We start from the raw sequence: 25,684 nt of genomic DNA, 5'->3' as shown, positions 1-25,684 counted from the left end.
GTCACCCGCTTCCCGCCGCCCGGCCCAGTCGGGCGCCCAGTTCCCGTACGCAGTCCACCAGTTCCGTGGGTTCGCGGACGCGGAACTCCAGGCCGGTCGTCGCCAGGCGGGCCGCGATCCACTCCACCGACCCGGAGACGGTGGCCCGCACCACACACGACGAGCCGCCGTCCACCGCCTCCGGCGTTCCCAGCCAGTGCGGCAGCCGTGCGGCGACGGTCTCGGCCGGTGCGTGGAAGACGACCGCGATCTCGTACGTGTCGTTGCGGCGCTGCATCGAGTGCCGCAGGTATTCGGCCGCGTCCCCGGTCGGCAGCTCCCGCGGAGCGAACCGCGCCCCCGTGGCGAAGGGCTCGCTCACCCGGTCGACCCGGAAGGTCCGCCAGTCGCCCCGGTCGAGGTCGTAGGCGACCAGGTACCAGCGCCGCCCCGTCGACACCAGCCGGTACGGTTCCGTCACGCGGCGCGTCTCGCTGCCGTCCGCCGCGCGGTAGGCGAACCGCAGCCGCTCGTGCCCAGCCACCGTCGAGGCCATCACGGTCAGCGTCTCCGGCGCGATGCTCGGCCCGTCCCCGCTGGTCAGCGGCGTGGTCGCGGACTGGAGCGTGGTCACCCGGTGCCGCAGCCGGGACGGCAGCACCTGCTCCAGCTTGGCCAGCGCCCGCACCGACGCCTCGTCCAGGCCCGCGACCGCGTGGCCCGCGCCGGCCCGCAGCCCGACCGCGATGGCCACCGCCTCCTCGTCGTCGAGGACGAGCGGTGGCATCGCCTTGCCCGCCACCAGCCGGTAGCCGCCGTCGGCGCCCATCGTCGCCTGGACCGGATAGCCCAGTTCGCGCAGGCGGTCGATGTCCCGCCGGACCGTGCGCCGGGAGACCCCGAGCCGGTCGGCCAGCTCGCCGCCGGGCCATTCGCGGGGCGTCTGCAAGAGCGAGAGGAGCGTCAGCAGCCGGGCTGGGGTGTCCGTCGTCATGCGTTCGAGGATGCCCCAGATCTAGGACACGATCAGACCTACACAACCCCTAACTTCCTTCCATGACCTTCAAGCAGACCCCCGACCCGGTGCCCGTCCCACCCGCCGTGCCGGCCGTGCCCGCCGCGGGCGACCGACGTCGCTGGTTCGCCCTCGCGATCGTGATGACCGCGGCGTTCATGGACCTGGTGGACGTCACCATCGTCAACATCGCCATCCCCTCCATCCAGAAGAACGAGGGCGCCTCCTTCAGCCAGATCCAGTGGATCACCGCCGGTTACGCCCTCGCCTTCGCGGCCGGTCTGATCACCGGCGGACGGCTCGGCGACATCCACGGCCGCAAGCGGATCTTCCTCGTCGGCATCGGCGGCTTCACCCTGGCCTCGGCCCTGTGCGGCCTCGCCGCCGGCCCGGAGATGCTGGTCGCCTCCCGCATCCTCCAGGGCGGCATGGCGGCGCTGATGGTGCCGCAGGTGCTGTCGATCGTGCACGCCACCTTCCCGGCGCACGAACGCGGCAAGGTCTTCGGGCTGTTCGGCGCGATCGTCGGACTCGGGGCCGTCTCCGGTCCGCTGCTGGGCGCCCTGCTCACCGAGTGGGACCTCTTCGGGCTCGGCTGGCGGCCCATCTTCCTCATCAACCTGCCGGTCGGCATCGCGGGCCTCGTCCTCGGCAGCCGCTTCATCACGGAGTCGAAGGCGCCGCGCGCCCTCCGGCTCGACCTGGTCGGGGTCGCGCTGGTCACCCTCGGACTGCTGATGCTGGTCTACCCGCTCACCCGGGGCGAGGAACTGGGCTGGCCGCTGTGGGGGTACCTCTCCATGGCCGGGTCGGTCGTGGTCCTCGCGGTCCTGGTCGCCTACGAGCGGCGCAAGAGCGCGCGGGACGGCTCGCCGCTGGTGGAGCTGTCGCTGTTCCAGGTGAAGAGCTTCGCGGCTGGGATCGCCGTGCAGACCGTCTTCGGAGTCGCGCTCGGCGTCTTCTTCCTGGTGTGGACGCTGTACATGCAGGTGGGCCTCGGCTGGAGCCCGCTGCGGGCCGGGCTGACCGGCGTGCCGTTCTCCCTCGCCGTGTCCGTGGCGGCCGGGCTCTCGGTGCAGAAGCTGGTCCCGCGCTTCGGGCGCAAGGTGCTCCAGGCGGGCGCGCTGGTGATGGCGTCCGGAGTGCTCCTGTACGTCTGGGAGTCCGGGCGCCACGGGCTCGCCATCACGCCCTGGCAGATGGCGCTGCCGCTGGTCGTGATGGGCCTCGGCATGGGCCTGATCGTCGCGCCGCTGACCGACGCGGTGCTCTCCCAGGTGCCGCGCGAGCACGCCGGGGCGGCGTCGGGGCTCATCAACACCGTGCAGCAGATGGGCAACGCGCTCGGACTCGGGCTGGTGTCGGTGGTCTTCTTCGGCACGATGGGCGACCGCCTCACCCCCGCCCGCATCGGCCCCGCCTACGTGGACGCCTTCCAGAACGCGCTGGGGTGGGTGGCCGCGGTGCTGGCCGTCATCTTCCTGCTGATGTTCGCGCTGCCCGCGCGGCCGGCCCAGCACGTGGAAGGCGGCGGGGCGCAGGACCCGGCGCAGGAGAAGGAGCCCGCGCTGGTCTGAGAGCGGGGCGGGCGAGCACCGAGGGGCGGGTCCGGCGTGAAGCTGCCGGGCCCGCCCCTCATCCGTCGTCGCGCCCCACGCGCACCCCCACGCGCAGATGCCCGTTCATGTCTGTTTGAGTCCGAACGTTTCTGCTTGCCGTTTACATTCCGGAAAACCGGGCGTAGCCTCCGAGAGAAACCACAGGTTCGGGCACAGGTCGGAGGTGAACGGTCATGTACGCACCGGAGCGGCAGCAGGAGATCCTCCGGCTCGCCCGGGACGGCGGCCGGGTGGACGTGGTGTCGCTGGCCGAGGAGTTCCAGGTGACGGCGGAGACCATCCGCCGCGACCTCAAGGCGCTCGACCGCGCCGGTCTGCTCCGCCGGGTGCACGGCGGCGCGATCCCCGCCGGGCGGCTCGACTTCGAACCGGACCTCGCCGAGCGCGAGTCCACGGCCGCCGACGAGAAGGACCGCATCGCCCGGGCGGCCCTCGCGGAGCTGCCGGCCGAGGGCACGATGATCCTCGACGCCGGTTCCACGGTGGCCCGCATGGCCGCGGCGATCCCGCCGGAGGCCTCGCTGACCGTGGTCACCCACAGCCTGCCCATCGCCGCCCGCCTCGCCGACCACCCCGGCATCCAGCTCCACCTGGTCGGCGGGCGCGTGCGGCACCGCACCCGCGCCGCCGTGGACGCCTGGGCGCTGCGCGCGTACGGCGAGATCCGCGCCGACGTGGCCGTGGTCGCGGCCAACGGGTTCTCCGTGGAGCACGGCCTGACCACCCCCGACCTCGCCGAGGCCGCCGTCAAGCGGGCCGCCCTGACCGCCGCCCGGCGCGTGGTGCTGCTCGCCGACTCCTCCAAGTACGCCCAGGAGCACTTCGCCCGCTTCGGCGCCCTGAGCGACGTGGACCTGCTGATCACCGACAACGGACTGACCCCCGAGGACGCGGGCGGCATCGAGCGCGCCGGCACGGAAGTAGTACGCGCATGATCCTGACCGTCACCCCCAACCCGTCGCTGGACCGCACCTACGAGGTGCCCTCCCTCGACCGCGGCGAGGTCGTCCGCGCCACCGGCGAGCGGGTCGACCCCGGCGGCAAGGGCGTGAACGTCTCGCGCGCGGTGACCGCCGCCGGGCAGCGCACCGTGGCGGTGCTGCCGCTGGGCGGGGCGCCGGGCGCACTGGTCGCCGACCTGCTCGACGCGCAGGGCATCGAGGTCGCGCCGGTGCCGATCACCGGGCCCACCCGTTCCAACATCGCGCTCGCCGAGGCCGACGGCGTGCTGACCAAGATCAACGCACCGGGCCCCGAACTCAGCCCGGCCGAACGGGAACTGCTCCTGGAGACCGTACGGCGGCAGTCGCCCGGCGCGGACTGGATCGCCTGCTGCGGCAGCCTGCCCCGCGGACTCGCCCCGTCCTGGTACGCCGACCTGGTCGCCCGGGCGCACACCGCCGGGGTCCGCATCGCCCTGGACACCTCAGGACCGGCCCTGCTGCGGGCCCTGCGCGAGCGGCCCGACGTGGTCAAGCCGAACGCCGAGGAGCTGGCCGAGGCCGTCGGGCGTCCGCTGGCCACGGTCGGCGACGCGGTGAAGGCCGCCGAGGAACTGCGGGAGCGGGGCGCCCGTTCCGTGCTCGCCAGCCTCGGCGCCGACGGGCAGCTGCTCGTGGACGACGCGGGCACCTGGTTCGGCACCGCCCGCGTGGCCGCCGTCCGCAGCAACGTCGGCGCCGGGGACGCCTCCCTCGCCGGATTCCTCGTCGTCGGCGGGACCGGGCCCGGCGCCCTCGCCTCCGCCGTCGCGCACGGCGCCGCCGCCGTCCAGCTGCCCGGCAGCGTGATGCCGACGCCGGGCGACCTGGACCCGGCCGCCGTGACGGTCACCTCCGAGGTGCCCGTGAACCGCGCACTGACGGAGCCGGCGTCATGAACCCCGGCCCCTTCCCCGGCCCGGCCCACGGCTCCCTCCCCGGGGCCGTCCCCGACCCCCACCGCTGTGCCCCCGTCCCCCTCCCCGCCCCCGCCCCTCACCCCACGTTCCGGGCGATACGCGAGCTAAGGAGCCCGCGATGAGCGACATGATCACCGCGGACCTGGTCGACCTCGACCTGTCCGCCGACAGCAAGGAAGCGGCGGCGCGTGCCCTCGCCGAGCGGATGGTGGCCCTGGGCCGGGTGACCGACCTGGACGGCTTCCTCGCCGACGTGGCCGCCCGTGAGGCGCAGATGCCGACCGGCCTCGACGGCGGCATCGGCATCCCGCACTGCCGCAGCGAGCACGTCACCGAGCCGACGCTCGCCTTCGGGCGCAGCGCGGCCGGCGTCGACTTCGGGGCGGCGGACGGCCCGGCCGACCTGATCTTCCTGATCGCCGCTCCGGCGGGCGCCGACGACGCCCACCTGACGATCCTCTCCTCGCTGGCACGGCAGTTGATGAACGCCGAGTTCACCGCCGCCCTGCGCTCGGCGGGTGACGCGACGGCCGCCGCCGCGCTGATCCGCGGGGAGGAGCCGGCCCCGGCCGAGGACACCGCCGCCCCTGAGGGGCCCGCGGGCGACGCGGGCACCGCGGACACCGGGGCGGTCCCGGCGGCGGCCTCCGCCGGGACCGCCCCGGGCAGCACCGGCCAGCAGCCCGGTGGGCCCGACCGCCCGTTCCGGATCGTCGCCGTCACCTCCTGCCCCACCGGTATCGCGCACACCTACATGGCGGCCGAGTCGCTGGAGAACGCGGGCCGCGAGGAGGGTGTCGAGGTCGTCGTCGAGACCCAGGGCTCGGCCGGGTTCACCCGGCTCGACCCGGCGGTGATCGCGGCGGCGGACGGCGTGATCCTCGCCCACGACGTGGCCGTGCGCGAGAAGGACCGCTTCGCCGGGAAGCCCACCGTTGACACCGGCGTCAAGGCGGCCATCAACCGGCCCGGCGAGCTGATCGGCGAGGTCCGCGACAAGGCGGCCCGCGGCGAGGTCACGGCCTCCGCCGCCGGCGGCCGGGGCGGTGACGGCGGCGCGACGCCCGTCGAGCGCGGCGGCGAGTCCGGCGAAGGCTACGGCACCAAGCTCCGCAAGTGGCTGATGTCCGGCGTCAGTTACATGGTCCCCTTCGTCGCCGCGGGCGGTCTGCTGATCGCCCTGGGCTTCGCGATCGGCGGCTACGAGATCAACAAGGCGCCCTCCGTGATGGACCACTTCGTGTGGACCCAGGCGGACAGCTGGGCGGCGCTGCTGTTCCAGATCGGCGGCGTGGCCTTCGCCTTCCTGGTCCCGGTGCTGGCCGGCTACATCGCCTACGGCATGGCCGACCGGCCGGGCCTGGTCCCCGGCTTCGTCGGCGGCTCGATCGCGCTGACCATCAACGCCGGGTTCCTCGGCGGTCTCGCGGCCGGTCTGATCTCCGGCGCGGTGGTGCTGGCGATCCAGCGGGTGCCGATACCGAAGGCGCTGCGCGGCATCATGCCGGTGGTGGTGATCCCGCTCGTCTCGGCGGCGGTCGTCGGGTTCCTGATGTTCGTCGTGATCGGCAAGCCCATCGCGTCCGCGCAGTCCGGGATGACCGACTGGCTCAACGGACTGTCCGGAGCCAACGCGGTCCTGCTCGGCGCGCTGCTCGGCCTGATGATGTGCTTCGACCTCGGCGGCCCCGTCAACAAGGTTGCCTACACCTTCGCCACCGCGGGCATCGCGGTCGCCAGCCCCAGCGACTCGGCGATGAAGATCATGGCGGCGGTGATGGCGGCCGGCATGGTCCCGCCGCTGGCGATGGCCCTGGCCACCACGGTGCGCGGCCGGCTCTTCAACGCCGCCGAGCGCGAGAACGGCAAGGCCGCCTGGGTGCTGGGCGCCTCCTTCATCTCCGAGGGCGCCATCCCGTTCGCCGCGGCCGACCCGCTGCGCGTCATCCCGTCCTCGATGGTGGGCGGCGCGGTCACCGGCGCCCTGTCGATGGCCTTCGGCGCGACGCTGCGCGCCCCGCACGGCGGCATCTTCGTGGTCCCGCTGATCGGCAACCCGCTGCTCTACCTGGTCGCCATCGCGGCCGGAGTCTGTGTCACCACGGCCCTGGTGATCGTCCTCAAGGGGCTGCGCAAGCCGGTGACGGGCACCCCGGCCCAGGGCCCCGGCGGGGGCGCGGACCCGTCGGCCCCGACGCCGGGGGCCGAGCAGCCGGTCGCCGCGTAACGGTCCGGACGGGAGCGGGGCGCGCTAAGGGGAGACCTGCGCCGCGCGCCGCTCCATCGCCCGGCGGGCCGTGTCCTCGCTGGCGTACACCTCGCACATGTGGCGCCCGTCCGGCGTGGCCGTGTGCTCGACCTCCCACAGGGAGACCTCCGCGCCGTCGCGCAGCAGGAACGCGTGCTCGTAGAGGGAGAAGCCGATCCGGGCGCGGCCCGTGCGGCCCGGACCGCCGAACGCCTGCGAGATCTGGTGCCCGCACGCCGTCGACAGCCGGTCGGCGAGGTCGCTGTCGGGCCGGTCCGCGTTCTCCGCGCGGCGCAGCAGCCGGCGGGCGTGGTCCGCGGAGGCGTCGGGGACGTAGGCGTGGCGCGGGGTGGGCACGGGCGACAGCTGCACCTGCACCGGCAGCTCGAAATCGGGGGTGTCGGGCGGCAGGGCCAGCCGGGAGCCGGCGGCGCGCAGCTCCTCCTCGTCCACGTAGACCTCGTGCTGCGGCTCGCTGCCCGGGGCGGTGTTGTGGACCAGCTCCCAGAGCGTGAGCGCCGAGCCGTCGGCGAGCAGCCAGGTGTGCCGGTACGTCTCGCGGTGCAGCCCCGCGCTGTGGTGCGCGGAGTGCAGCGAAGCGTCGTGCGCCAGCGCGCAGTCCAGCCGCAGTAGGGTCTCGTCGGGCAGCTCGAACGAGTTCAGGGCGCGTCCGAGCAGCCGCATGAGGTGCTCCTCCGGAGACTCGGGCGACTCGGGTGGTTCGTACGCTGCCGTCTCGTACGGAACGCTCAAGGTTTCTCCCGGCGTTGCTGCATGTCACCTTGTGGGTGCATACCGTAGCCCCTCGGTCGGACATCATGTCCGGGAACCGAGAAAACGTACGCACGAAAAACGTGGGGGCCGCGCGAAAAGTTTCCGCGCGGCCCGACGAACCGTCAAAAATCCCTGCTCACAGGCCGATTAGCCGGTGCTTTGGGCGGTCCACTCGCTCCAGGGCATGTTCCAGCCGTTGAGGCCGTTGTCCGGCGCGACCGTGTCGTCCGGGGAGTTCTTGACGACGACGACGTCCCCGATGAGCGAGTTGTCGAAGAACCACTTGCCCGGGGTGTCGCCCTGCGCGCCCTGGGCGTCCGCCAGTCCGACGCAGCCGTGGCTGGTGCCCTGGGCGCCGAAGGGCGGGTTGCCGCGGTTGTACCAGTAGTTGCCGTGGATGAAGGTGCCGGACTGGCTCAGCCGCATCGCGTGGGGCACGTCCGGTATGTCGTACTCGCCGCCGAACCCGACCGTCGACCCGTTCATCCGCGTCTGCTCGGACTTCTCCGAGATCACCATCTGCCCGTTGTACGTCGGGTTCGAGGCGCTGCCCGCCGAGATCGGGACCGACTTGAGCGTCTTGCCGTCCCGCACCACCGTCATGGTCTGCGTGTTCACGTCCACCGTGGAGACCTGCGAGCGGCCCACGGTGAAGGTGACGGTCTTCTTCTGCACGCCGTAGAGGCCGTTCGCGCCCTCCACCCCGTCCAGGTCGATCTTCATCGTGACCTTGGAACCGGCCTTCCAGTACTCCTGGGGCCGGAAGTCGAGCCGCTGCCCGCCGAACCAGTGCCCGACCACCTTCTGCCCGCTGCTGGAGGTGACCTTGATGTGCGACTGCACGCTCTTCCGGTCGGTGATCGCCTTGTCGAAGGTGAACGACACCGGCATGCCCACCCCGACCGTGCTGCCGCTGTCCGGGGTGTACGTGCCGACGAAGCTGTTGGCCGAGGAGACGGTCGTGAAGACCGAGTCGGCGGCGGCGGTGCGGCCGTCGGCGTCCTTGGCCCGCGCCGTGATCCGGTACTTCGTGCCCCGCTCCAGCTGCTCCTTCGGCTTCCAGCTGCCGCCGTCGCCGGACACCGCGCCCGGCACGGCGGCACCCGTCTCCGCGACGGTCATCTTCACCTCGGTCAGCTTGCCGTCGCTGACCTTCACACCGGTCGAGTTGATCGAGGCGCCGCTCGACCCGTCCTTGGCCGAGATCACGAGCTTCGCGACCGAGGTGTCGGCGGACCCGGCGCCGCCCTTGCCGTCCTTGTCGTCGTCGGCGCTGGCGCTTCCGCCGCAGGCGGTGAGGGTGAGGGCGCCGACCACCAGGGCGGCACAGGCCACCAGTACGCGCCGCGAGGCTATGTCCGGCGTTGTCACGGGCTGCTCCAGGTTCGGGTGTGGTGCGGGGTCGTTTCAGCCGTGTAGAGGTGCCCGGGGGCCCGTGGGGTTCCCACCGGCCGCCCGGAACGCCGACGCGTGACAAAACCCGGACAATCGCAACGCGGCCGGGTCAACTGCCGCTGGACACACCCCCGTACACCGCCGCGGACGCCCGCGCCTCACCCCTCCCGGCGCGCCCCGCCGTACAGCTCCCCGTACGACGGCCAGGCCCCGCCCGGACCGTCCACCGGGCCGGCGGCCCGCACCGCGCGCACGATCGCCCGCGTCACCACGTCCGCGCCCGCCGCCAGCACCTCGTTCAGCGCGAGCGGCTGCCCGGCGTCGAGCGGACGCGCCCCGGTCGCCAGGGCGAACACCGTGTCCCCGTCGCTGAGCAGATGCACGGGCCGCACGGCACGCGCGATGCCGTCGTGCGCGGTGCCGGCCAGCTTCTGCGCCTGCGCCTTGGACAGGTCGGCGTCGGTGGCGACCACGGCGAGCGTGGTGTTCAGCGGCGGCGGCGCGTTCCTCGCCGCGACCTCGGCCAGCCGCCGCCCCGCGGCCTCGTGGACGTCCGGCGCCGGGTACTCCACCGGCCCGCCCCGGAACAACTCCCCGTACAGCACCCCCGTCTCCGGGTCCGTCACCGATCCGGCCGCGTTGGCCACCACCAGGGCCGCCACCGCGATCCCCGACTCCAGCACGGTGCTCGCGGTGCCCACGCCGCCCTTCAGTGTGCCGACCACGGCACCCGTGCCCGCCCCGACGCACCCCTCGGCCACCTCGGCGCCCGGTGTGCTCGCGTGCGCCGCCTCCGCCGCCGCGTAGCCGGTGGCCGCGTCCGGCCTGGCCCGGAAGTCGCCCCCGCGCCCCAGGTCGAAGACGCAGGCCGCGGGCACCACCGGCACCACGTGCGCCGGGTCGGGACCGACCCGCACCCCCCGCCCCCGCTCCTCCAGCCAGGCCATCACGCCCGAGGCCGCGTCGAGCCCGTAGGCGCTGCCGCCGGTCAGCACCACCGCCTGGACCTTCTGCACGAGGTTGCGCGGATCGAGCGCGTCGGTCTCCTTGGTGCCGGGTCCGCCGCCGCGCACCTCCACACCGGCGACCGCCCCGCCCTCCGGCGCGAGCACCACCGTCGTCCCCGTGAGCCACCCGTCCCCGGTACGCGTCGCGTGGCCCACCAGCAGACCGGCGACGTCCGTCAATGCGTCAACTGTCATACCGCCAGTCTCGTCCAGCCACCGGCGACGGCACCGTGGTCACCGACGGCGGGGTGACGGTGGCCGGCACCGGCGGGGGAGCCGTGGCTCAGGCGGCCGGGGCCGCCGTCCGCCGCTCCCGTTCGGTGCGCCGCGCGGTCAGCGTCACCCCGGTCGCGACGGCGAGCGCCAGTACGATCCCCGCCGCGAGTACCGCCTCGCCCCGCAGGAAGGTGCAGGCGAGCACCAGCAGCGCGGCCGTCGGCAGCACGAGCTGCTCGGCGACGCCCACCTTGAAATACCGTGCGTGCAGCGCCCACACCGTGAGCAGGAAGACCGCCGTCGGCAGGGTCACCGCGAAGGACGCCGCGAGCGCCGAGAGGTGCGCCTTGCCCACGGCCTGCTCCACCGCGACCTCCAGTCCCGCCCCGATCGCCGCCGCCGAGGCGAACACCAGGTAGTGGCCGTAGCCCCACAGGAAGGACTGTCTGTTGGACCGCAGATGGCTGTGGACGGGGACCACGAAGTAGATCCACCAGGCCGCGAAGACGATCAGCAGCCCACCGGCCGCGATCGGGAGGACCTCGCCCAGCGCGTCGTTCTCCTCGATGCCCGACTTCACCGCCACCGTGGCCGCGGCGATGGTCTCGCCGAGCACGATGATCGTGAGCAGCCCGTACCGCTCGGAGATGTGGTGCGGATGCCAGGACGACGGATGCCTGCGCTCGGCGAACGCCGGTACGCACAGCTCCAGCACCACCATCACCAGGAACAGCCAGCCCTGGCCGCCCTCCGGCACGATCAGCAGCCCCAGCCAGCCGACCTGGCAGAGCAGCAGGCCACCGGCGTATCTCAACGCCATCACCCGCTCCGCACCGCCGGCCGAACGCGCCACCCGCAGCCACTGCGCGGACATGGCGACCCGCATGATCGCGTAGCCGATGATCACGGCCAGCCAGTCGTGGTCGTAGAAGGCCCGGGAGACCCCCGCCGCCAGGACCAGTACCCCGGCGATCTGCACCAGGGTGACGATCCGGTAGAGCACGTCGTCGTTGTCGTAGGCCGAGGCGAACCAGGTGAAGTTCAACCACGCCCACCAGATGGCGAAGAAGACCATTGCGTAGTTGAGGACGCCCTCGCCGGCATGGCCCTCGGCGACGGCGTGCACCAGCTGGACGCCCGCCTGGGCGATGGCGACGACGAAACAGAGGTCGAAGAAGAGCTCCAGCGGCGTGGCGACGCGGTGCGGTTCGTGCCGGTGGCGGGCTTTCAGCCGGCGCACCGGAGGGTGGCCGTCGGGCGGCGGCCCGGCGGGCTCGCTTGCGGAGGAAGGACTGGACATCATGGCTCCCAGCACAGCAGAGACGGTGCGGATGTGCTTGCGGACCCCCTCCGCCGGGGCGAGCGGAGCGGAGGGGACGTCGTCCACGGGGCGAGCCGTACCCTGGGAGCATGAGTACCACCCCCGAACCCGAGCCCCGCGCGCCCAGGCCCGCGCTGGTCTTCGACGACCCGCTGGACCAGCAGACCTCGGACGACACCGACCGCGGCTGGGGCGAGCGGCCCGAGGGCGACGGCGCGGCCGACCTCAAGCGCTTCCTCGACGAGAAGCCGCCCCACCACCTGTGAACCGCGGGCGCGGACGCTAGGAGCGGTCGTGCCCCGAACCGCGCTGGGCGATCAGCGCGTCGCGGATCTCCTTGAGCACCTCCAGCTCGGAGACCTCCATGACCTCCTCGGCGCTCTCCTTCGCCTTGCGGCGGGCCTCCTGCCGGGCCAGGTACTTCGACATGGGCAGCACCATCAGGAAGTAGACGACGGCCGCGGTGATCAGGAACGTGAGGGTGGCACCCAGCACGTGGCCCCACAGGATCCGCACGCCCGTCGCGTTGTCGCCGGTCCCGGTGCACGGGCCCTTGAGGCAGGAGCTGTAGCCGTCCAGGCTCTGCGTGCCGAACGCCCCGACCAGCGGGTTGATGACCCCCTCCACCACCGAGTTGACGATCTTGGTGAAGGCGGCGCCGATGACGACCGCCACCGCCAGGTCGATGACGTTGCCACGCATCAGGAAGGCCTTGAAGCCCTGCCAGACGCTCGGCTCGTTCTTCTCGCTCACGGTGGGAGCACTCCTCGCTTGAACAGGTGTAGGAAGCAAACGCTCCGCAACCTACGACAGCGTTGGGCCGTCCTGTCCAATCCGGTCCCTCGAACGAGCGACTTGACCGGCTCAGCACAGGGTCACCGCCAAGCGCTCCGTGGTACCCGCGCCGACCAGCCGGTGGGCGGTGGCGCGCGGCACCGAGACGACGACCAGCGCCCCGCCCGCCGCCGGGTCCGCCACGGGCTCCGGCACCTTCGTCACCCGCACGCCGCGCGCGAGCACGGAGGCGTCGCCGGCACCGCCGTCGCCGGTCGCTACGACGTCGACCCGGTCGCCCGGCCTGAGCAGCCGCACCGTGCCCGCATCGGCGATGCGCACCGGCGCCGCCACGAGCCGGGTGCCGTGCCGCTCGCCCACCGGATCGGCCACCGGGTGTCCACGGGCCCGCCGCGTGTCCTGCCCGCCGGCCCCCGGATGCGGGCCCGCCGCCACCAGCGCGGCGGCGGTGACCGCGAGCCCGGCGGCCAGGGCACGCCGTCGGTGCGCCACGAGCCGGTGCAGGGCGCGGCGCCCGCCGCGCACTCGAACCGGGGCGAAGTGCGGCACCTCGCAGGTGGGCGGCGCGTCGGTGCCGGGCGGAAGCGGGGCAGACGCCGAGGAAGGGGTCGAGAAAGACGCCGAGGCGGGGAACGAGGGAGACGCTGAGGAGGGGAACGGGGGAGAGGAGGGCAGGGCAGGACGGAACACGGTGACCACCACCTGTGACGAGGGACCGGCTTGCGCTCCCACGATGAGGCTTCTCGCCGCGTCCCGCCGAAGCCCGTGGATCACCGACCGGTTGTGGACAACTCCCTCACCGGAACGGGGCGTTCCACATCCCGCCCCGCCCCGTCCCGCCCCGTCGCCCCTACGGCAGCGCGATCCCCGGGTCCATCCCGCCCAGCGCCGCCCCGCACGGGCAGTCCCGCTCCCCGGTCGCCGGCAGCGCGGCCACCGCGTCGAACAGCACGCCCCGCAGCCGGTCCACGTTCGCCGCGAACACCCGCAGCACCTCCTCGTGCGAGACGCCCTCGCCGCTCTCCGCGCCGGCGTCGAGGTCGGTCACGAGGGTCAGCGAGGTGTAGCAGAGCTCCAGCTCGCGGGCGAGGGCCGCCTCCGGGTGGCCGGTCATGCCCACCACCGACCAGCCCTGCGCCCGGTGCCACAGCGACTCCGCGCGGGTCCCGAACCGGGGCCCCTCGACCACGACCAGGGTGCCGCCGTCCACGGGCTCCCAGTCCTGGCCCCGGGCGGCCTTCAGCGCGGCGGCCCGACCGGTGGGGCAGTACGGGTCGGCCAGCGACACGTGCACCACGTTGGGCACCGTGCCGTCGGGCGTCGGCAGCCCGTCGAAGTAGGTCGACGGGCGGGACTTCGTGCGGTCGACGAACTGGTCCGGCACCAGCAGCGTGCCCGGCCCGTACTCGGGGCGCAGGCCGCCGACGGCGCACGGGCCGAAGACCTGGCGCGCGCCCACCGAGCGCAGCGCCCACAGGTTGGCGCGGTAGTTGATCCGGTGCGGCGGCAGATGGTGGCCGCGACCGTGCCGGGGGAGGAAGGCGACCCGCCGGCCGGCGACCTCGCCGAGGAAGAGGGAGTCGCTGGGCGGCCCGTACGGGGTGTCCACCCGGACCTCGGTGACGTCGTCGAGGAACGAGTACAACCCGGAGCCCCCGATCACGCCGATCTCGGCTCGCACGTCCTCGGCCCGTATCTGCTCGGCCTGCGCGTTCTGGGCCGTCACCTTGTTCGCCATGACCGCACCCTAACCGCCCCGCGCCACGCCGAGGACCCCGTCGTCGGAGGACGACGGGGTCTCGTGAGGAAAGGGTTCCGCGCGGGCGGTGGGAAGCGGGTGCTACGCGGCGGTGGAGCCCGCGGAGGAGCTGCCGGACCCCGAGGAGGACGACGCGCTCGACGAGGACGACGACGAACCCGAGTCCGAGGACGACGAAGAAGCCGAGGACGAGGCCGCCTTCGAGGACGACGACGCCGGCGAGCTGCTCGACGAGCTGCCGCGGCTGTCGTTGCGGTAGAAACCGGAGCCCTTGAAGACGATGCCGACCGCCGAGAACACCTTCTTCAGGCGACCCTGGCAGTTCGGGCACTCGGTGAGGGCGTCATCGGTGAACTTCTGCACCGCCTCGAGGCCCTCGCCGCACTCGGTGCACTGGTACTGGTACGTCGGCACTGTCTTCCTCCTGGCACTCTCACTCGATGAGTGCTAACGACGGTCTATAGTGACCTATTCCTCGGGATCAGTCCACTGCGGCGGGCGCGCGGTGACCGACGCCACGTGCGACCGTGCGGCCGTGGGACCGGGGGGCCAGCCGCGAGCGCAGCGCCACCAGGACCGCCAGGGCCAGGACCGTGCCGCCCATCGGCACCAGGAATCCGGCGCCGTCCCAGAACCGGTCCTCCAGCTGTCCGGCGACGGTCACGGCCGCCGCCTGGCCCAGCGCGACGGCGCCGGTCAGCCAGGTGAAGGCCTCGGTGCGGGCGCCCGCCGGGACCAGGCCCTCGACCAGGGTGTAGCCGGTGACGATGGCGGGCGCGACGCACATGCCGACCAGCAGGCCGAGGCCCGCGAGGACGAGCACCGAGTGCGCGGCCCACAGGCCGGACGCGGTCAGCGCGAGGGCGGCGTAGCCCACCAGGAGGCGCTGCCGCGGGGCCACCTTCCAGGCGATGGCGCCGCAGGCCAGGCCGGAGATCATGTTGCCCGCCGCGAAGACGCCGTACAGGACGCCGTTCAGACCCGGCTCGCCGATCGACTCGGTGAACGCCGCCAGCGACACCTGCATGCCGCCGAAGACGGTGCCGATGCCCAGGAAGGCGACGATCAGCACCCGCACGCCGGGGACCCGCAGCGCGGAAACGTGCTCCACGCGCGCGTGGCCGCCGTCGGCGCCACCGACCTGCGGCTGGGTGCTCTTCTGCGCGGCGAACAGCAGACCGCCCACCAGGGTGAGCGCGGCCTCCGTGACCAGGCCCGCGGCGGGGTCGACGGCGGTGCACAGGGCGGTCGCCAGCAGGGGACCGAGGACGAAGGTCAGCTCGTCGGTGACGGACTCGAAGGCGGCCGCCGTGCTCAGCAGGGGGGAGTCCTTGAGCGTCACGGTCCAGCGGGCCCGCACCATGGGCCCGACCTGCGGCACCGAGGCACCGGTGGGCACCGCCGCGAGGAACAGCGCCCACAGGGGCGCGTCCGTGAGCGCGAGGGCGGTCAGGGTCAGGCCGGACGCCGCGTGCACGAGGACGCCGGGCAACAGGACGGCGCGCTGCCCGTAGCGGTCGGCGAGCCGGCCGCTGTACGGGGCGAACACGGCCATGGAGACGCCGGTGACGGCCGCGGCGGCGCCGGCGACGCCGTAGGAGCCGGTGGTGTGCTGCACCAGCAGCACGATGGAGAGCGTGAGCATGGCGAACGGCTGGCGTGCCGCGAAGCCGGGGAGCAGGAACGTCCAGGCGCCGCGGGTGCGCAGCAGCTGCCCGTATCCCGGACGGGTGACCGTGGATGCCACGGCCCGTGCCTTTCTGCCGCCTGGTAGCGCGAGCCCCGCCGCGTGTGGTCGTCGTGCGGGAGCGCCGAGAGCTGTCCACTTGCGCGGACTGCGGTAGATGCCGGAGCCCACGTGGATGAGGGGGCGATCCGACCGCCATACGGTCGCGCCAGCTCTGCTTCAGACAGAGGTGGTTCGATCAGGTGCGGCCTTCATCGTACAGGGGATGAGGCGGGTGCGGCCTGTGAAAGGGGGCACCTCTCGTACGGTCACCTGCGATCGGTCACCTGCGATGGCCGCGGGCGCCTTCCGTGCCTCCGGTGCCCAGCCAGCCGGCCAGCTTGCCCCCGTGGCCGACCGCGCGCAGCCGCGCCTCGGCGGCGTCCCGGACCGGGTCCGTGGCGACCACCAGGAGTTCGTCGCCGCGGCGCAGCCCCGTGGTCGGCAGCGGTACGAAGGACGTGCCGTCGCGGACGACGAGGGTGACGGCGGCCCCGGTGGGCAGCCGCAGCTCGTTGACCTCGACGCCGTGCATCTTCGAGCCCTCGGGGATCGTCACCGACAGCAGGTGGCCGCGCAGCCGCTCCAGGGGAGCGGACTCGATGCCGAGGTCGGCCGCCTCGTCGCCCTTGCCCAGGTGCAGTTTGCGGGCCAGCCACGGCAGCGTCGGCCCCTGGACCAGGGTGTAGACGACGACCAGGACGAAGACGATGTTGAAGATGCGGTGGCTGCCCGCGACGCCCTCCACCATGGGGATCGTCGCCAGGATGATGGGCACCGCGCCGCGCAGCCCGGCCCACGACATCAGGGCCTGCTCCTGCCACGGCACCCGGAAGGGCACCAGGCACAGCACGACGCTCAGCGGCCGCGCGACCATGGTGAGCACCAGGCCGATGACCAGGGCGGGCAGGATGTCGTCGCCCAGCTCGTGCGGGGTGACCAGCAGGCCGAGCAGGACGAACATGCCGATCTGGGCGAGCCAGCCGAGTCCGTCGGCGAACCCCCGGGTGGCGGGCCAGTGCGGCAGCCGCGCGTTGCCCATGACCATCGACGCGAGGTAGACGGCCAGGAAGCCGCTGCCGTGGGCCATCGCGCCGGCCGCGTAGGCGGCGACGGCGATCGACATGACGGCGATGGGGTAGAGGCCGGAGGCGGGCAGTGCCACGTGCTTCAGTCCCCACGACCCCAGCCAGCCGACCGCGAGTCCGATGGCCGCGCCGATGGCCAGCTCCAGGGCGATCTCGCCGATCAGGACGTACCAGTGCTCGATCGGGCCGGCCGTGGAGAAGGCGACCACGAGGATGACCACCGGGGCGTCGTTGAAGCCGGACTCGGCCTCGAGCGTGCCCGTTATCCGCGTGGGCAGCGGGATGCGGCGCAGCACGGAGAAGACGGCCGCGGCGTCCGTGGAGGAGACCACGGCCCCGACGATCAGTGCCTGCCGCCATTCCAGCCCGGTCAGGTAGTGCGCGCCCGCCGCGGTCACGCCGACACTCACCGCGACTCCGCCCAGGGCCAGCGCGGAGGCGGCCGGAAGGGCCGGTTTCGCCTCCTTCCACTTCGTGCCGAGCCCGCCCTCGGCCAGGATCACCACGAGGGCCCCGTAGCCGATGACCTGGACCAGTTCGGCGTTGTCGAACTTGATGTCGCCGATGCCGTCCTGGCCCATGGCGACGCCGATGGCCAGGTAGACGAGCAGGCTGGGGAGCCCGCTGCGCGAGGAGATCCGGACCGCCGCCACGGCGATGAGCAGGACGAGCGAGCAGACGAGCAGGAGCTGGTTGAGGTGGTGGACAGTCAGCGGCCGTTCCCTTCCCTGGCGCACAGCATGAATCACAGCGCGAGTGAGCGCGCCCGCTCGGCGCGCGAGGCGTACCCCGGCGCACCCCCATGGCACACGAATCCACCATGCTCTGCGGGCAACTACTTCGTTACCTTACCTAACTCTTGACGCTTTCTTGACGCTCGGCTTGGCAAGATCGAACGCTCGTGCGTGCCGGTACCCGACTCCGCGTCAAGGCGGCGCCGGGTCTGCGCCTACAGTTGCTCCAGCGCTCGGCGCTCAGCGCTCGGCCTCCGTACGAAGCACAGCCCGCCCCTGCCGCTCGTGTTAGGACAGCAAGGACAGCGATGCCCCCCACCACCACCGCCTCCACGGGTCAGCAGTCCGGCACGTCCCGGACGTCCGGCAGGAAGAAGGGGCGCAAGGGCCGGCTGCTCGTCCTGGTGCTGGTCCTGGCCATCATCGGCGGCCTCGCCTACGGGGCGTACTGGTCGATCAGCACCGTCCGCGCGTCCTTCCCGCAGACCAAGGGCTCGATCACGCTGGACGGCCTGTCGGGTCCGGTCGACGTCAAGCGCGACGGGTACGGCATCCCGCAGGTCTACGCCTCCACCGAGGAGGACCTGTTCATGGCGCAGGGCTACGTCCAGGCGCAGGACCGGTTCTACGAGATGGACGTCCGCCGGCACATGACCGCCGGGCGCCTGTCGGAGATGTTCGGCAAGAGCCAGATCGACAACGACGAGTTCCTGCGCACCATGGGCTGGCACCGGGTGGCGCAGAAGGAGTACGACGAGAAGCTCTCGGACTCCGCCAAGAAGTACCTCCAGGCGTACTCCAAGGGCGTCAACGCCTACCTGAAGGGCAAGGACGGCGCGGACATCTCCCTGGAGTACGCGGCCCTCGGGTTCACCAACGACTACAAGCCCCAGAAGTGGACCCCGGTCGACTCGGTGGCCTGGCTGAAGGCGATGGCCTGGGACCTGCGCGGCAACATGCAGGACGAGGTCGACCGCGCGCTGATGACCAGCCGCCTCGGCCCGAAGCAGATCGCCGACCTCTACCCGGCCTACCCGTACGACCGCAACAAGGCGATCGTCCAGGAGGGCCAGTACGACGAACTCACGCAGACGTTCGACGGCGGCGGCGCGTCGAGCGGCGGCGAGGGCGACGGCACGGGCACCGGGACCGGAACGGGCACGGGTACCGGCAGCGGAACCGGTACGGGTACGGGTACCGGTACGGGAGGCTCCGGTTCCGGCAACGCTCTCCAGGGCCAACTGTCCGGGCTCCAGGACGTCCTGGACGACGTCCCCACCGCCGTCGGTGTGAACGGCGACGGCATCGGCTCCAACTCGTGGGTCGTCTCCGGCAAGCACACCATCACCGGCAAGCCGCTGCTGGCCAACGACCCGCACCTGTCGCCGTCCCTGCCCTCGGTCTGGTACCAGATGGGCCTGCACTGCCGCACCGTCTCCGACAAGTGCCGGTACGACGTGGCCGGCTACACCTTCGCGGGCATGCCCGGCGTGATCATCGGCCACAACCAGGAGATCGCCTGGGGCCTGACCAACTCCGGCGCCGACGTCACCGACCTCTACCTGGAGAAGATCACCGGCGAGGGCTACCAGTACGACGGCAAGGTGGTCCCCTTCGAGACCCGCGAGGAGACCATCAAGGTCGCCGGTGGCGACTCCAAGAAGATCGTCGTCCGCGAGACCAACAACGGGCCCCTGCTCTCCGACCGCGACGACGAGCTGGTGAAGACCGGCAAGAAGGCCACCGTCGACAGCTCCGCCCCCGACCGCGGCGACGGCTACGGCGTCGCCCTGCGCTGGACGGCGCTGGACGCGGGCACCAGCATGGACGCCGTCTTCGCGATCGACCGGGCCCGGAACTGGGACGACTTCCGCGAGGCCGCCGCGCTGTTCGACGTGCCCTCGCAGAACCTGGTCTACGCCGACAGCGAGCACATCGGCTACACGCTGCCCGGCCGGATCCCGGTGCGCGCCGAGGGCCACGACGGCTCGGTCCCGGCGCCGGGCTGGAACTCCAAGTACCGCTGGACCGGCGAGTACATCGACCAGGACGAGCTGCCCTACGAGTACGACCCGGAGCGCGGCTACATCGTCACCGCCAACCAGGCCGTCGTCGACGAGGACAAGTACCCGTACACGCTCACCACGGACTGGGGCTACGGCGCCCGCAGCCAGCGCATCACCTCCCTGATCGAGCAGAAGATCAAGGACGGCGGCAAGATCTCCACCGACGACATGCGCCAGATGCAGCTGGACAACAGCAGCGAGATGGCCAAGCTGCTCGTGCCCCAGCTGCTGAAGATCGACATCGCCGACAAGGACGTCCGCGAGGCGCAGAAGCTGCTGGAGGGCTGGGACTACACCCAGGACGCCGACTCGGCCGCCGCCGCCTACTTCAACGCGGTCTGGCGCAACGTCCTCAAGCTCGCCTTCGGCAACAAGCTGCCCAAGGAGCTGCGGGCCGAGGGCCAGTGCCTGTGGGTCGACCCGGTCAACACCACCGGCCCGGCGGACGAGACCAACAAGGTCCGCGAGTGCGGCCAGCGCGACGCCGACCAGGCGCAGCCGGACGGCGGCGACCGCTGGTTCGAGGTGGTCCGCACGCTGATGGAGAAGCCCAAGAGCGACTGGTGGACGACGCCCGCCTCGGGCACCCGCAAGGGCGCCGACCACAACCGCGACGACCTGTTCAAGCGCGCGATGATCGACGCCCGCTGGGAGCTGACCGCCAAGCTCGGCAAGGACATCGACAGCTGGAACTGGGGCCGCCTGCACCGCCTGTTCCTGAAGAACCAGACCCTGGGCACCGAGGGACCCGGCTTCGTGAAGTACGCCCTCAACCGCGGCCCCTGGAAGCTCAGCGGCGGCGAGGCGGCGGTCAACGCCTCCGGCTGGAACGCGGCCGGCGGCTACGGGGTGATCTGGGTGCCGTCCATGCGGATGGTGGTCAACCTCGGCGACCTCGACAAGTCCCGCTGGATCAACCTCACCGGCGCCTCCGGACACGCCTACAGCGCCCACTACACCGACCAGACCGACAAGTGGGCGAACGGCGAGCTGCTGCCGTGGTCCTTCTCGCGGAAGGCCGTCGACGAGAGCACGAGCGACACGCTGGTGCTCAAGCCGTAGCCCCGCACCCGTCGCACGAGAACGGCCTCCACGCGCGCGTGGAGGCCGTTTCCCGTCTCCGCCCTGCCCGGCGTCAGCGGAACCTGCGTACCCCGGACGGCGTGACCACCGCGTCCACCGGCCGGTCGTGCGGCTCCGCGGGGACGTGCGCGACGACCTCCCGGTCGTACAGCAGCACCAGCAGCGCGGGACGCGCGCCCGCCGCGTCCAGCCGCGCCAGTACCCGGTCGTAGGAGCCGCCACCGCGCCCCAGGCGCAGGCCGCGGCCGTCCACCGCGACCCCGGGCAGCAGCACGACGTCCGCCCGCGTCACCGCGTCCGGCCCCAGCCGCTCGCCGGCGGGCTCGTACAGCTCCATCCGCCCGCCGTGCCGCACGCGCGCGAGGGAGCCCTCTCCGGCGTACTCGCCCCAGTCCAGGTCGTTGTCCGGCAGCAGCACCGGCAGCAGGACGCGCACCCCCCGCGCGCGCAGCGCGTCCAGGAGCGCGAGGGTGCCCGGCTCGGCGCCCACGGAGACGTACGCCGCCACGGCGCGCGCCTTTGCCACCTCCGGCAGCCCGAGCGCCCGCCCGGCCAGCGCCTCGGCGGCTTCCCGCAGGTCATCCGGCGTCAACCGGTTCCTCGCCGCCAGGAAATCCCGCCGCAACGTCCGCTTGTCAGGTTCGTCCACAGGGCCGAGATGAGACATCGGTGACTCCCGTACCGCGCTATTGTGCTCATATGAGCGCCTATGGTCTCGCGTCACAGATTCTCCCCATAGGCACCGGATAGGGTGGCGCGCATGACTCAGTCCCACCCCAGGATCAGCAAGGCTGTCATCCCAGCAGCCGGTCTCGGTACCCGGTTCCTGCCGGCCACCAAGGCCACTCCCAAGGAGATGCTGCCGGTCGTCGACAAGCCGGCGATCCAGTACGTGGTCGAAGAGGCCGTGGCCGCCGGCCTCGGCGACGTCCTCATGGTCACGGGCCGCAACAAGCGCCCCCTGGAAGACCACTTCGACCGCAATTACGAACTGGAGTCCGCCCTCCAGAAGAAGGGCGACGCGGGCCGCCTGGCCAAGGTCCAGGAGTCCAGCGACCTCGCGATGATGCACTACGTCCGCCAGGGCGACCCCAGGGGCCTCGGCCACGCCGTGCTGTGCGCCGCCCCGCACGTCGGCCACGAGCCCTTCGCGGTCCTGCTCGGCGACGACCTCATCGACCCGCGCGATCCGCTGCTCCAGCGCATGATCGACGTCCAGGAGCAGTACGGCGGCAGTGTGATCGCCCTCATGGAGGTCGCGCCGGAGCAGATCCACCTCTACGGCTGCGCGGCCGTGGAGAGCACCGAGGACAGCGACGTCGTCAAGGTCGGCGGACTGGTCGAGAAGCCGGACCCGGCCGACGCCCCGTCCAACTACGCCATCATCGGCCGTTACGTCCTCGACCCGCACATCTTCGACATACTGCGCAAGACCGAGCCCGGCCGGGGCGGCGAGATCCAGCTGACCGACGCCCTCCAGCAGCTCGCCGCGGACGAGTCCGTGGGCGGCCCGGTGCACGGCGTCGTCTTCAAGGGCCGCCGCTATGACACCGGCGACCGCGGCGACTACCTGCGTGCCATTGTCAGACTCGCATGCGAACGTGAGGACCTGGGCCCGGACTTCCGGACCTGGCTTCGCAGTTACGTAGCCGAGGAGATGCAAGGACGTTGAGCAGCAGCGCACACCGTGACACCGGCCACGACCACGCCGCCGCGGGCCACGGCCCGGACCGGCTGTGGTCGGTGCAGGACCACCTGGACGACGTCCTCGCCACCGTCCGCCCCCTCGACCCGATCGAGCTGAACCTGCTCGACGCCCAGGGGTGCGTCCTGGTCGACGACATCACGGTGCCGCTGTCCCTGCCGCCGTTCGACAACAGCTCCATGGACGGGTACGCGGTGCGGGTCACCGACGTCGCCGGCGCCAGCGAGGAGTTCCCCGCCGTCCTGGAGGTCGTCGGGGACGTCGCCGCCGGCCAGGCCGACCCGGTCGCCGTGGGACCCGGCCAGGCCGCCCGCGTCATGACCGGCGCCCCGCTCCCGCCCGGCGCCGAGGCCGTCGTCCCCGTGGAGTGGACCGACGGCGGGCTGGGCGAAGGGCCGGTGTCCGGCATGCGCGCCCGCAGCCTCGCCCCGGAGGGCGCCGAGGGCCACGTCCACGTGTACCGGCCGGCCGAGGCACGCGCGCACGTCCGCGCGCAGGGCAGCGACGTCCGCTCCGGCGACCGCGCCCTGGCGGCCGGTACGGTCCTCGGCCCGCCGCAGATCGGCCTGCTCGCCGCGATCGGCCGGGGCACGGTACGGGTGCGCCCGCGCCCGCGCGTGGTGGTGCTCTCCACCGGCAGCGAACTCGTCCAGCCCGACGAGCAGCTGGCGGCCGGTCAGATCTACGACTCCAACAGCTTCGCCCTCACCGCGGCCGCCCGCGACGCCGGCGCCATCGCCTACCGGGTGGGCGCGGTCGCCGACGACGCCGAGACCCTGCGGTCCACCATCGAGGACCAGTTGGTGCGCGCCGACCTGATGGTCACCACCGGCGGTGTGAGCGTCGGGGCGTATGACGTGGTCAAGGAGGCACTGGCGCACGTCGGCGACGAGGACGAGCCGGGCGGCGGCGTGGACTTCCGCAAGCTCGCCATGCAGCCCGGCAAGCCCCAGGGCTTCGGCTCCATCGGCCCCGACCACACCCCGCTGCTCGCCCTGCCCGGCAACCCGGTGTCGTCGTACGTCTCCTTCGAGCTGTTCGTGCGTCCCGCGATCCGCACCCTCATGGGCCTGCCCGACGTGCACCGCCCGACGGTCACCGCGTCCCTGGCCGCGGACAAGGCACTGACCTCGCCGAAGGGCCGCCGGCAGTTCCTGCGGGGCAGCCACGCCGACGGGTCGGTCACCCCGGTCGGCGGCTCCGGCTCCCACCTCGTGGCCGCCCTCGCGCACGCGAACGCGCTGATCGTCGTCCCCGAGGACACCGAGTCCGTGGCGCCCGGCGCCGAGGTCGAGGTGGTCCTGCTCGGCTGAGCGGAGCCCGATGGCGGTACCGTGTCGCGCACAGCAGGCCCACGCGCCGCACCGCGCCGGGCCAGGACCGGGAGCGCCACACGAGCATGAGTACGCAGGACCGACCGCCGAGCAGCGGACAGGACCCGCAAGGCCGGCTGACCCACATCGACGAGGCGGGCGCCGCCCGGATGGTCGACGTGTCCGGCAAGGACGTCACCGCCCGCACCGCCCGCGCCACCGGACGCGTCCTCGTCGCGCCCCGCGTGGTCGAGCTGCTGCGCGGCGAGGGCGTGCCGAAGGGCGACGCCCTGGCCACCGCCCGGATCGCGGGCATCATGGGCGCCAAACGCACCCCCGATCTGATCCCCTTGTGCCACCCGTTGTCGGTCTCCGGTGTGAAACTGGACCTGTCGGTCGCGGACGACGCCGTGGAGATCACCGCCACGGTGAAGACGACGGATCGCACGGGCGTCGAGATGGAGGCGCTCACCGCGGTCTCCGTCGCCGCGCTCACCGTGGTCGACATGGTCAAGGCGGTCGACAAGGGAGCGGTCATCACGGACGTGCGGGTGGAGCAGAAGACGGGCGGCAAGTCCGGCGACTGGACCAGGTCATGACGCCGGACGACGGCGCCGGAGCGGCCCTCCTCGGGCCGTACGCCGCCCTGGTCGTCACGGCCTCCAACCGGGCCGCCGCCGGTGTCTACGAGGACAGGGGCGGACCGCTGATCGCCGAGGGACTGCGCCGCTTCGGCTTCGCTGTCGACGGCCCGCGGGTCGTCCCCGACGGCGACCCCGTCGAAGCCGCCCTGCGCGCGGGCGCCGAAGCGGGCTACGCCGTGATCGTCACCACCGGCGGCACCGGCGTCTCGCCCACCGACCGCACCCCCGAGGCGACCCGGGCGGTGATCGACTACGAGGTGCCGGGCATCGCGGAGGCGATCCGGGCGTACGGCCGGGACAAGGTGCCGACCGCGGCGCTGTCCAGGGGGCTGGCCGGAGTGGCGGACGGGACGCTGATCGTCAACCTGCCGGGCTCCTCAGGTGGGGTGAAGGACGGCCTCGCCGTGCTGGAGCCGCTGCTGAAGCACGCCGTGGACCAGCTCCGCGGCGGTGACCACCCGAGACCCGCCAGCGGTGGGGGTGCGAGCTGAACAGCCCCTCCTGGCCCGCCGAGCTGAGGGACGGCGACATCGTCCTGAGGCCGATAAGGCTGCGCGACCAGCGGAGCTGGCGGGAGGTCAACCGGCGCAACCGGGACTGGCTGCGCCCGTGGGAGGCCACCATCCCGCCGCCCGGACCCGGCGGCCCGATCGCGCACCGGCCGACCTACCGGCAGATGGTGCGGCACCTGAGGTCCGAGGCCCACGCGGGCCGGATGCTGCCCTTCGTCATCGAGTACCAGGGGCGGCTGGTGGGCCAGTTGACGGTGGCCGGCATCACCTGGGGCTCGATGTGCTCCGGACACGTCGGCTACTGGGTGGACGAGGCGGTGGCCGGCCGCGGGGTGATGCCCACGGCCGTGGCGATGGCCGTGGACCACTGTTTCCGCACCGTCGGACTGCATCGCGTCGAGGTCTGCATTCGCCCCGAGAACGCGCCCAGCCGCCGGGTCGTGGAGAAACTCGGATTCCGCGAGGAGGGGCTCAGGCCCCGATATCTGCACATCGACGGAGCCTGGCGGGACCACCTCGTCTTCGCGCTCACCGCGGAAGAGGTTCCCGAAGGCATGCTGCGGCGATGGCACCGGTCACGGCACCGCGGTACACCGAACGCCGGGAACAGCGGCACCACCGGCAGCACCGGCAGCAGCTCCGGGAATTGAATAAACGTTCGAAATAGAGCGGGTTGCGACCATCCGGAAGCGGATAATTACGCGATCCTGGCGGTCGGCTGATCGGATCAGTCACAAGAAAAGTTCGAAATATCAGCCAGATCGTGCGACACACCGGCTCAATTG

General features: G+C 72.5%; 23 protein-coding genes. 11 read left to right on the top strand and 12 right to left on the bottom strand.

The genetic code is table 11. From position 1 onward, the window contains the following. Position 1: 1 nt before the first annotated feature. Positions 2-973, bottom strand: coding sequence for a helix-turn-helix transcriptional regulator (locus ACIRGB_RS15235; RefSeq protein ID WP_403863937.1), 972 nt, complete (start codon positions 971-973; stop codon positions 2-4). A gap of 62 nt (positions 974-1,035) precedes the next feature. On the opposite strand from ACIRGB_RS15235, the gene ACIRGB_RS15230 reads away from it, so the two are divergent. The 4 genes from ACIRGB_RS15230 to ACIRGB_RS15215 all read left to right on the top strand — a co-directional run bounded on the left by ACIRGB_RS15230 (position 1,036) and on the right by ACIRGB_RS15215 (position 6,740). Beyond that, entirely contained in the window at positions 1,036-2,571 is a 1,536-nt protein-coding gene (locus ACIRGB_RS15230; RefSeq protein ID WP_403863934.1) for an MFS transporter, read from the top strand. Positions 2,572-2,786: 215 nt separating this feature from the next. Then, positions 2,787-3,548 carry a DeoR/GlpR family DNA-binding transcription regulator gene (locus tag ACIRGB_RS15225; protein WP_104631797.1) on the top strand — a complete coding sequence of 254 codons (762 nt, stop codon included), beginning with the start codon at positions 2,787-2,789 and terminating at the stop codon, positions 3,546-3,548. Next, positions 3,545-4,492: a 1-phosphofructokinase gene (gene pfkB / locus ACIRGB_RS15220; protein ID WP_403863930.1), complete on the top strand. Its 948-nt coding sequence runs from the start codon at positions 3,545-3,547 to the stop codon at positions 4,490-4,492. Before ACIRGB_RS15225 ends, pfkB begins: the two co-directional genes overlap by 4 nt. Positions 4,493-4,631: 139 nt before the next feature. After that, positions 4,632-6,740 (top strand): fructose-specific PTS transporter subunit EIIC, encoded by a 2,109-nt coding sequence (locus ACIRGB_RS15215; RefSeq protein ID WP_403863927.1) that lies wholly within the window; start codon positions 4,632-4,634, stop codon positions 6,738-6,740. A 24-nt stretch (positions 6,741-6,764) separates the two neighbouring features. Here ACIRGB_RS15215 and ACIRGB_RS15210 read toward each other — a convergent pair whose 3' ends face one another. The 4 genes from ACIRGB_RS15210 to ACIRGB_RS15195 form a co-directional block, all read right to left on the bottom strand. Next, complete coding sequence (locus ACIRGB_RS15210) at positions 6,765-7,514, bottom strand: DUF6227 family protein (RefSeq protein WP_403863924.1); 750 nt, start codon at positions 7,512-7,514, stop codon at positions 6,765-6,767. Between the two features lie 168 nt (positions 7,515-7,682). Continuing rightward, positions 7,683-8,906 (bottom strand): Ig-like domain-containing protein, encoded by a 1,224-nt coding sequence (locus tag ACIRGB_RS15205; RefSeq protein ID WP_403863921.1) that lies wholly within the window; start codon positions 8,904-8,906, stop codon positions 7,683-7,685. A gap of 182 nt (positions 8,907-9,088) precedes the next feature. Beyond that, on the bottom strand, positions 9,089-10,132 hold the full coding sequence (locus tag ACIRGB_RS15200; RefSeq protein ID WP_403863918.1) for a P1 family peptidase: 1,044 nt from the start codon (positions 10,130-10,132) through the stop codon (positions 9,089-9,091). A gap of 88 nt (positions 10,133-10,220) precedes the next feature. Then, positions 10,221-11,453, bottom strand: coding sequence for a low temperature requirement protein A (locus ACIRGB_RS15195; RefSeq protein WP_403864863.1), 1,233 nt, complete (start codon positions 11,451-11,453; stop codon positions 10,221-10,223). A 110-nt stretch (positions 11,454-11,563) separates the two neighbouring features. Here ACIRGB_RS15195 and ACIRGB_RS15190 point away from each other — a divergent pair, with 110 nt between their 5' ends. Further along, entirely contained in the window at positions 11,564-11,740 is a 177-nt protein-coding gene (locus ACIRGB_RS15190) for a hypothetical protein (RefSeq protein ID WP_403863915.1), read from the top strand. Between the two features lie 16 nt (positions 11,741-11,756). Here the strand turns inward: ACIRGB_RS15190 and mscL are convergent, their stop codons facing one another. From mscL to ACIRGB_RS15160, 6 genes are all read right to left on the bottom strand, one after another. Continuing rightward, positions 11,757-12,227 (bottom strand): large conductance mechanosensitive channel protein MscL, encoded by a 471-nt coding sequence (gene mscL, locus ACIRGB_RS15185; protein ID WP_403863913.1) that lies wholly within the window; start codon positions 12,225-12,227, stop codon positions 11,757-11,759. A 111-nt stretch (positions 12,228-12,338) separates the two neighbouring features. Then, the gene (locus tag ACIRGB_RS15180; protein WP_403863910.1) at positions 12,339-12,818 is read right to left on the bottom strand and encodes a hypothetical protein; all 480 of its coding nucleotides are present in this window, start codon (positions 12,816-12,818) and stop codon (positions 12,339-12,341) included. 301 nt (positions 12,819-13,119) lie between these two features. After that, positions 13,120-14,007, bottom strand: coding sequence for an S-methyl-5'-thioadenosine phosphorylase (locus tag ACIRGB_RS15175; protein WP_403863907.1), 888 nt, complete (start codon positions 14,005-14,007; stop codon positions 13,120-13,122). Positions 14,008-14,109: 102 nt separating this feature from the next. After that, entirely contained in the window at positions 14,110-14,442 is a 333-nt protein-coding gene (locus tag ACIRGB_RS15170) for an FmdB family zinc ribbon protein (protein WP_403863904.1), read from the bottom strand. A gap of 67 nt (positions 14,443-14,509) precedes the next feature. After that, positions 14,510-15,775 carry an MFS transporter gene (locus tag ACIRGB_RS15165; RefSeq protein WP_403863901.1) on the bottom strand — a complete coding sequence of 422 codons (1,266 nt, stop codon included), beginning with the start codon at positions 15,773-15,775 and terminating at the stop codon, positions 14,510-14,512. Between the two features lie 262 nt (positions 15,776-16,037). Further along, entirely contained in the window at positions 16,038-17,579 is a 1,542-nt protein-coding gene (locus tag ACIRGB_RS15160; RefSeq protein WP_403863898.1) for a potassium/proton antiporter, read from the bottom strand. Positions 17,580-17,884: 305 nt separating this feature from the next. Here ACIRGB_RS15160 and ACIRGB_RS15155 point away from each other — a divergent pair, with 305 nt between their 5' ends. Further along, positions 17,885-20,704, top strand: coding sequence for a penicillin acylase family protein (locus ACIRGB_RS15155; RefSeq protein ID WP_403863896.1), 2,820 nt, complete (start codon positions 17,885-17,887; stop codon positions 20,702-20,704). A gap of 73 nt (positions 20,705-20,777) precedes the next feature. On the opposite strand, the gene ACIRGB_RS15150 is transcribed toward ACIRGB_RS15155, so the two are convergent. Continuing rightward, entirely contained in the window at positions 20,778-21,392 is a 615-nt protein-coding gene (locus tag ACIRGB_RS15150) for a 5-formyltetrahydrofolate cyclo-ligase (RefSeq protein WP_403863893.1), read from the bottom strand. 93 nt (positions 21,393-21,485) lie between these two features. On the opposite strand from ACIRGB_RS15150, the gene galU reads away from it, so the two are divergent. The 5 genes from galU to ACIRGB_RS15125 all read left to right on the top strand — a co-directional run bounded on the left by galU (position 21,486) and on the right by ACIRGB_RS15125 (position 25,549). Then, entirely contained in the window at positions 21,486-22,397 is a 912-nt protein-coding gene (gene galU, locus ACIRGB_RS15145) for a UTP--glucose-1-phosphate uridylyltransferase GalU (protein ID WP_403863890.1), read from the top strand. Then, entirely contained in the window at positions 22,394-23,743 is a 1,350-nt protein-coding gene (gene glp, locus ACIRGB_RS15140) for a gephyrin-like molybdotransferase Glp (protein ID WP_403863887.1), read from the top strand. Before galU ends, glp begins: the two co-directional genes overlap by 4 nt. Before the next feature lie 86 nt (positions 23,744-23,829). After that, a complete protein-coding gene (gene moaC / locus ACIRGB_RS15135; protein ID WP_356359290.1) occupies positions 23,830-24,342 on the top strand; it encodes a cyclic pyranopterin monophosphate synthase MoaC in 513 nt (170 codons plus the stop codon). Next, a complete protein-coding gene (locus ACIRGB_RS15130; RefSeq protein WP_403863884.1) occupies positions 24,339-24,878 on the top strand; it encodes a molybdenum cofactor biosynthesis protein B in 540 nt (179 codons plus the stop codon). The genes moaC and ACIRGB_RS15130 overlap by 4 nt, the downstream gene beginning before the upstream one ends. Beyond that, positions 24,875-25,549 (top strand): GNAT family N-acetyltransferase, encoded by a 675-nt coding sequence (locus ACIRGB_RS15125; RefSeq protein ID WP_403864860.1) that lies wholly within the window; start codon positions 24,875-24,877, stop codon positions 25,547-25,549. The genes ACIRGB_RS15130 and ACIRGB_RS15125 overlap by 4 nt, the downstream gene beginning before the upstream one ends. Positions 25,550-25,684 lie beyond the last annotated feature (135 nt).

The sequence above is a fragment of the Streptomyces sp. NPDC102490 genome, assembly GCF_044765285.1.
Taxonomy (GTDB): Bacteria; Actinomycetota; Actinomycetes; order Streptomycetales; family Streptomycetaceae; genus Streptomyces.
This window is presented reverse-complemented; position numbering and strand designations above follow the sequence as displayed.

Bases quoted from the DNA above. Each gene is read 5' to 3' on its own strand.
- ACIRGB_RS15230 (WP_403863934.1), top strand. From the start codon at position 1,036: ATGACCTTCAAGCAGACCCCCGACCCGGTGCCCGTCCCACCCGCCGTG.
- ACIRGB_RS15155 (WP_403863896.1), top strand. From the start codon at position 17,885: ATGCCCCCCACCACCACCGCCTCCACGGGTCAGCAGTCCGGCACGTCC.
- ACIRGB_RS15235 (WP_403863937.1), bottom strand. From the start codon at position 973: ATGACGACGGACACCCCAGCCCGGCTGCTGACGCTCCTCTCGCTCTTG.
- pfkB (WP_403863930.1), top strand. From the start codon at position 3,545: ATGATCCTGACCGTCACCCCCAACCCGTCGCTGGACCGCACCTACGAG.
- moaC (WP_356359290.1), top strand. From the start codon at position 23,830: ATGAGTACGCAGGACCGACCGCCGAGCAGCGGACAGGACCCGCAAGGC.
- ACIRGB_RS15195 (WP_403864863.1), bottom strand. From the start codon at position 11,453: ATGTCCAGTCCTTCCTCCGCAAGCGAGCCCGCCGGGCCGCCGCCCGAC.
- ACIRGB_RS15190 (WP_403863915.1), top strand. From the start codon at position 11,564: ATGAGTACCACCCCCGAACCCGAGCCCCGCGCGCCCAGGCCCGCGCTG.
- ACIRGB_RS15130 (WP_403863884.1), top strand. From the start codon at position 24,339: ATGACGCCGGACGACGGCGCCGGAGCGGCCCTCCTCGGGCCGTACGCC.
- ACIRGB_RS15200 (WP_403863918.1), bottom strand. From the start codon at position 10,132: ATGACAGTTGACGCATTGACGGACGTCGCCGGTCTGCTGGTGGGCCAC.
- ACIRGB_RS15175 (WP_403863907.1), bottom strand. From the start codon at position 14,007: ATGGCGAACAAGGTGACGGCCCAGAACGCGCAGGCCGAGCAGATACGG.
- galU (WP_403863890.1), top strand. From the start codon at position 21,486: ATGACTCAGTCCCACCCCAGGATCAGCAAGGCTGTCATCCCAGCAGCC.
- ACIRGB_RS15225 (WP_104631797.1), top strand. From the start codon at position 2,787: ATGTACGCACCGGAGCGGCAGCAGGAGATCCTCCGGCTCGCCCGGGAC.
- ACIRGB_RS15150 (WP_403863893.1), bottom strand. From the start codon at position 21,392: ATGTCTCATCTCGGCCCTGTGGACGAACCTGACAAGCGGACGTTGCGG.
- ACIRGB_RS15215 (WP_403863927.1), top strand. From the start codon at position 4,632: ATGAGCGACATGATCACCGCGGACCTGGTCGACCTCGACCTGTCCGCC.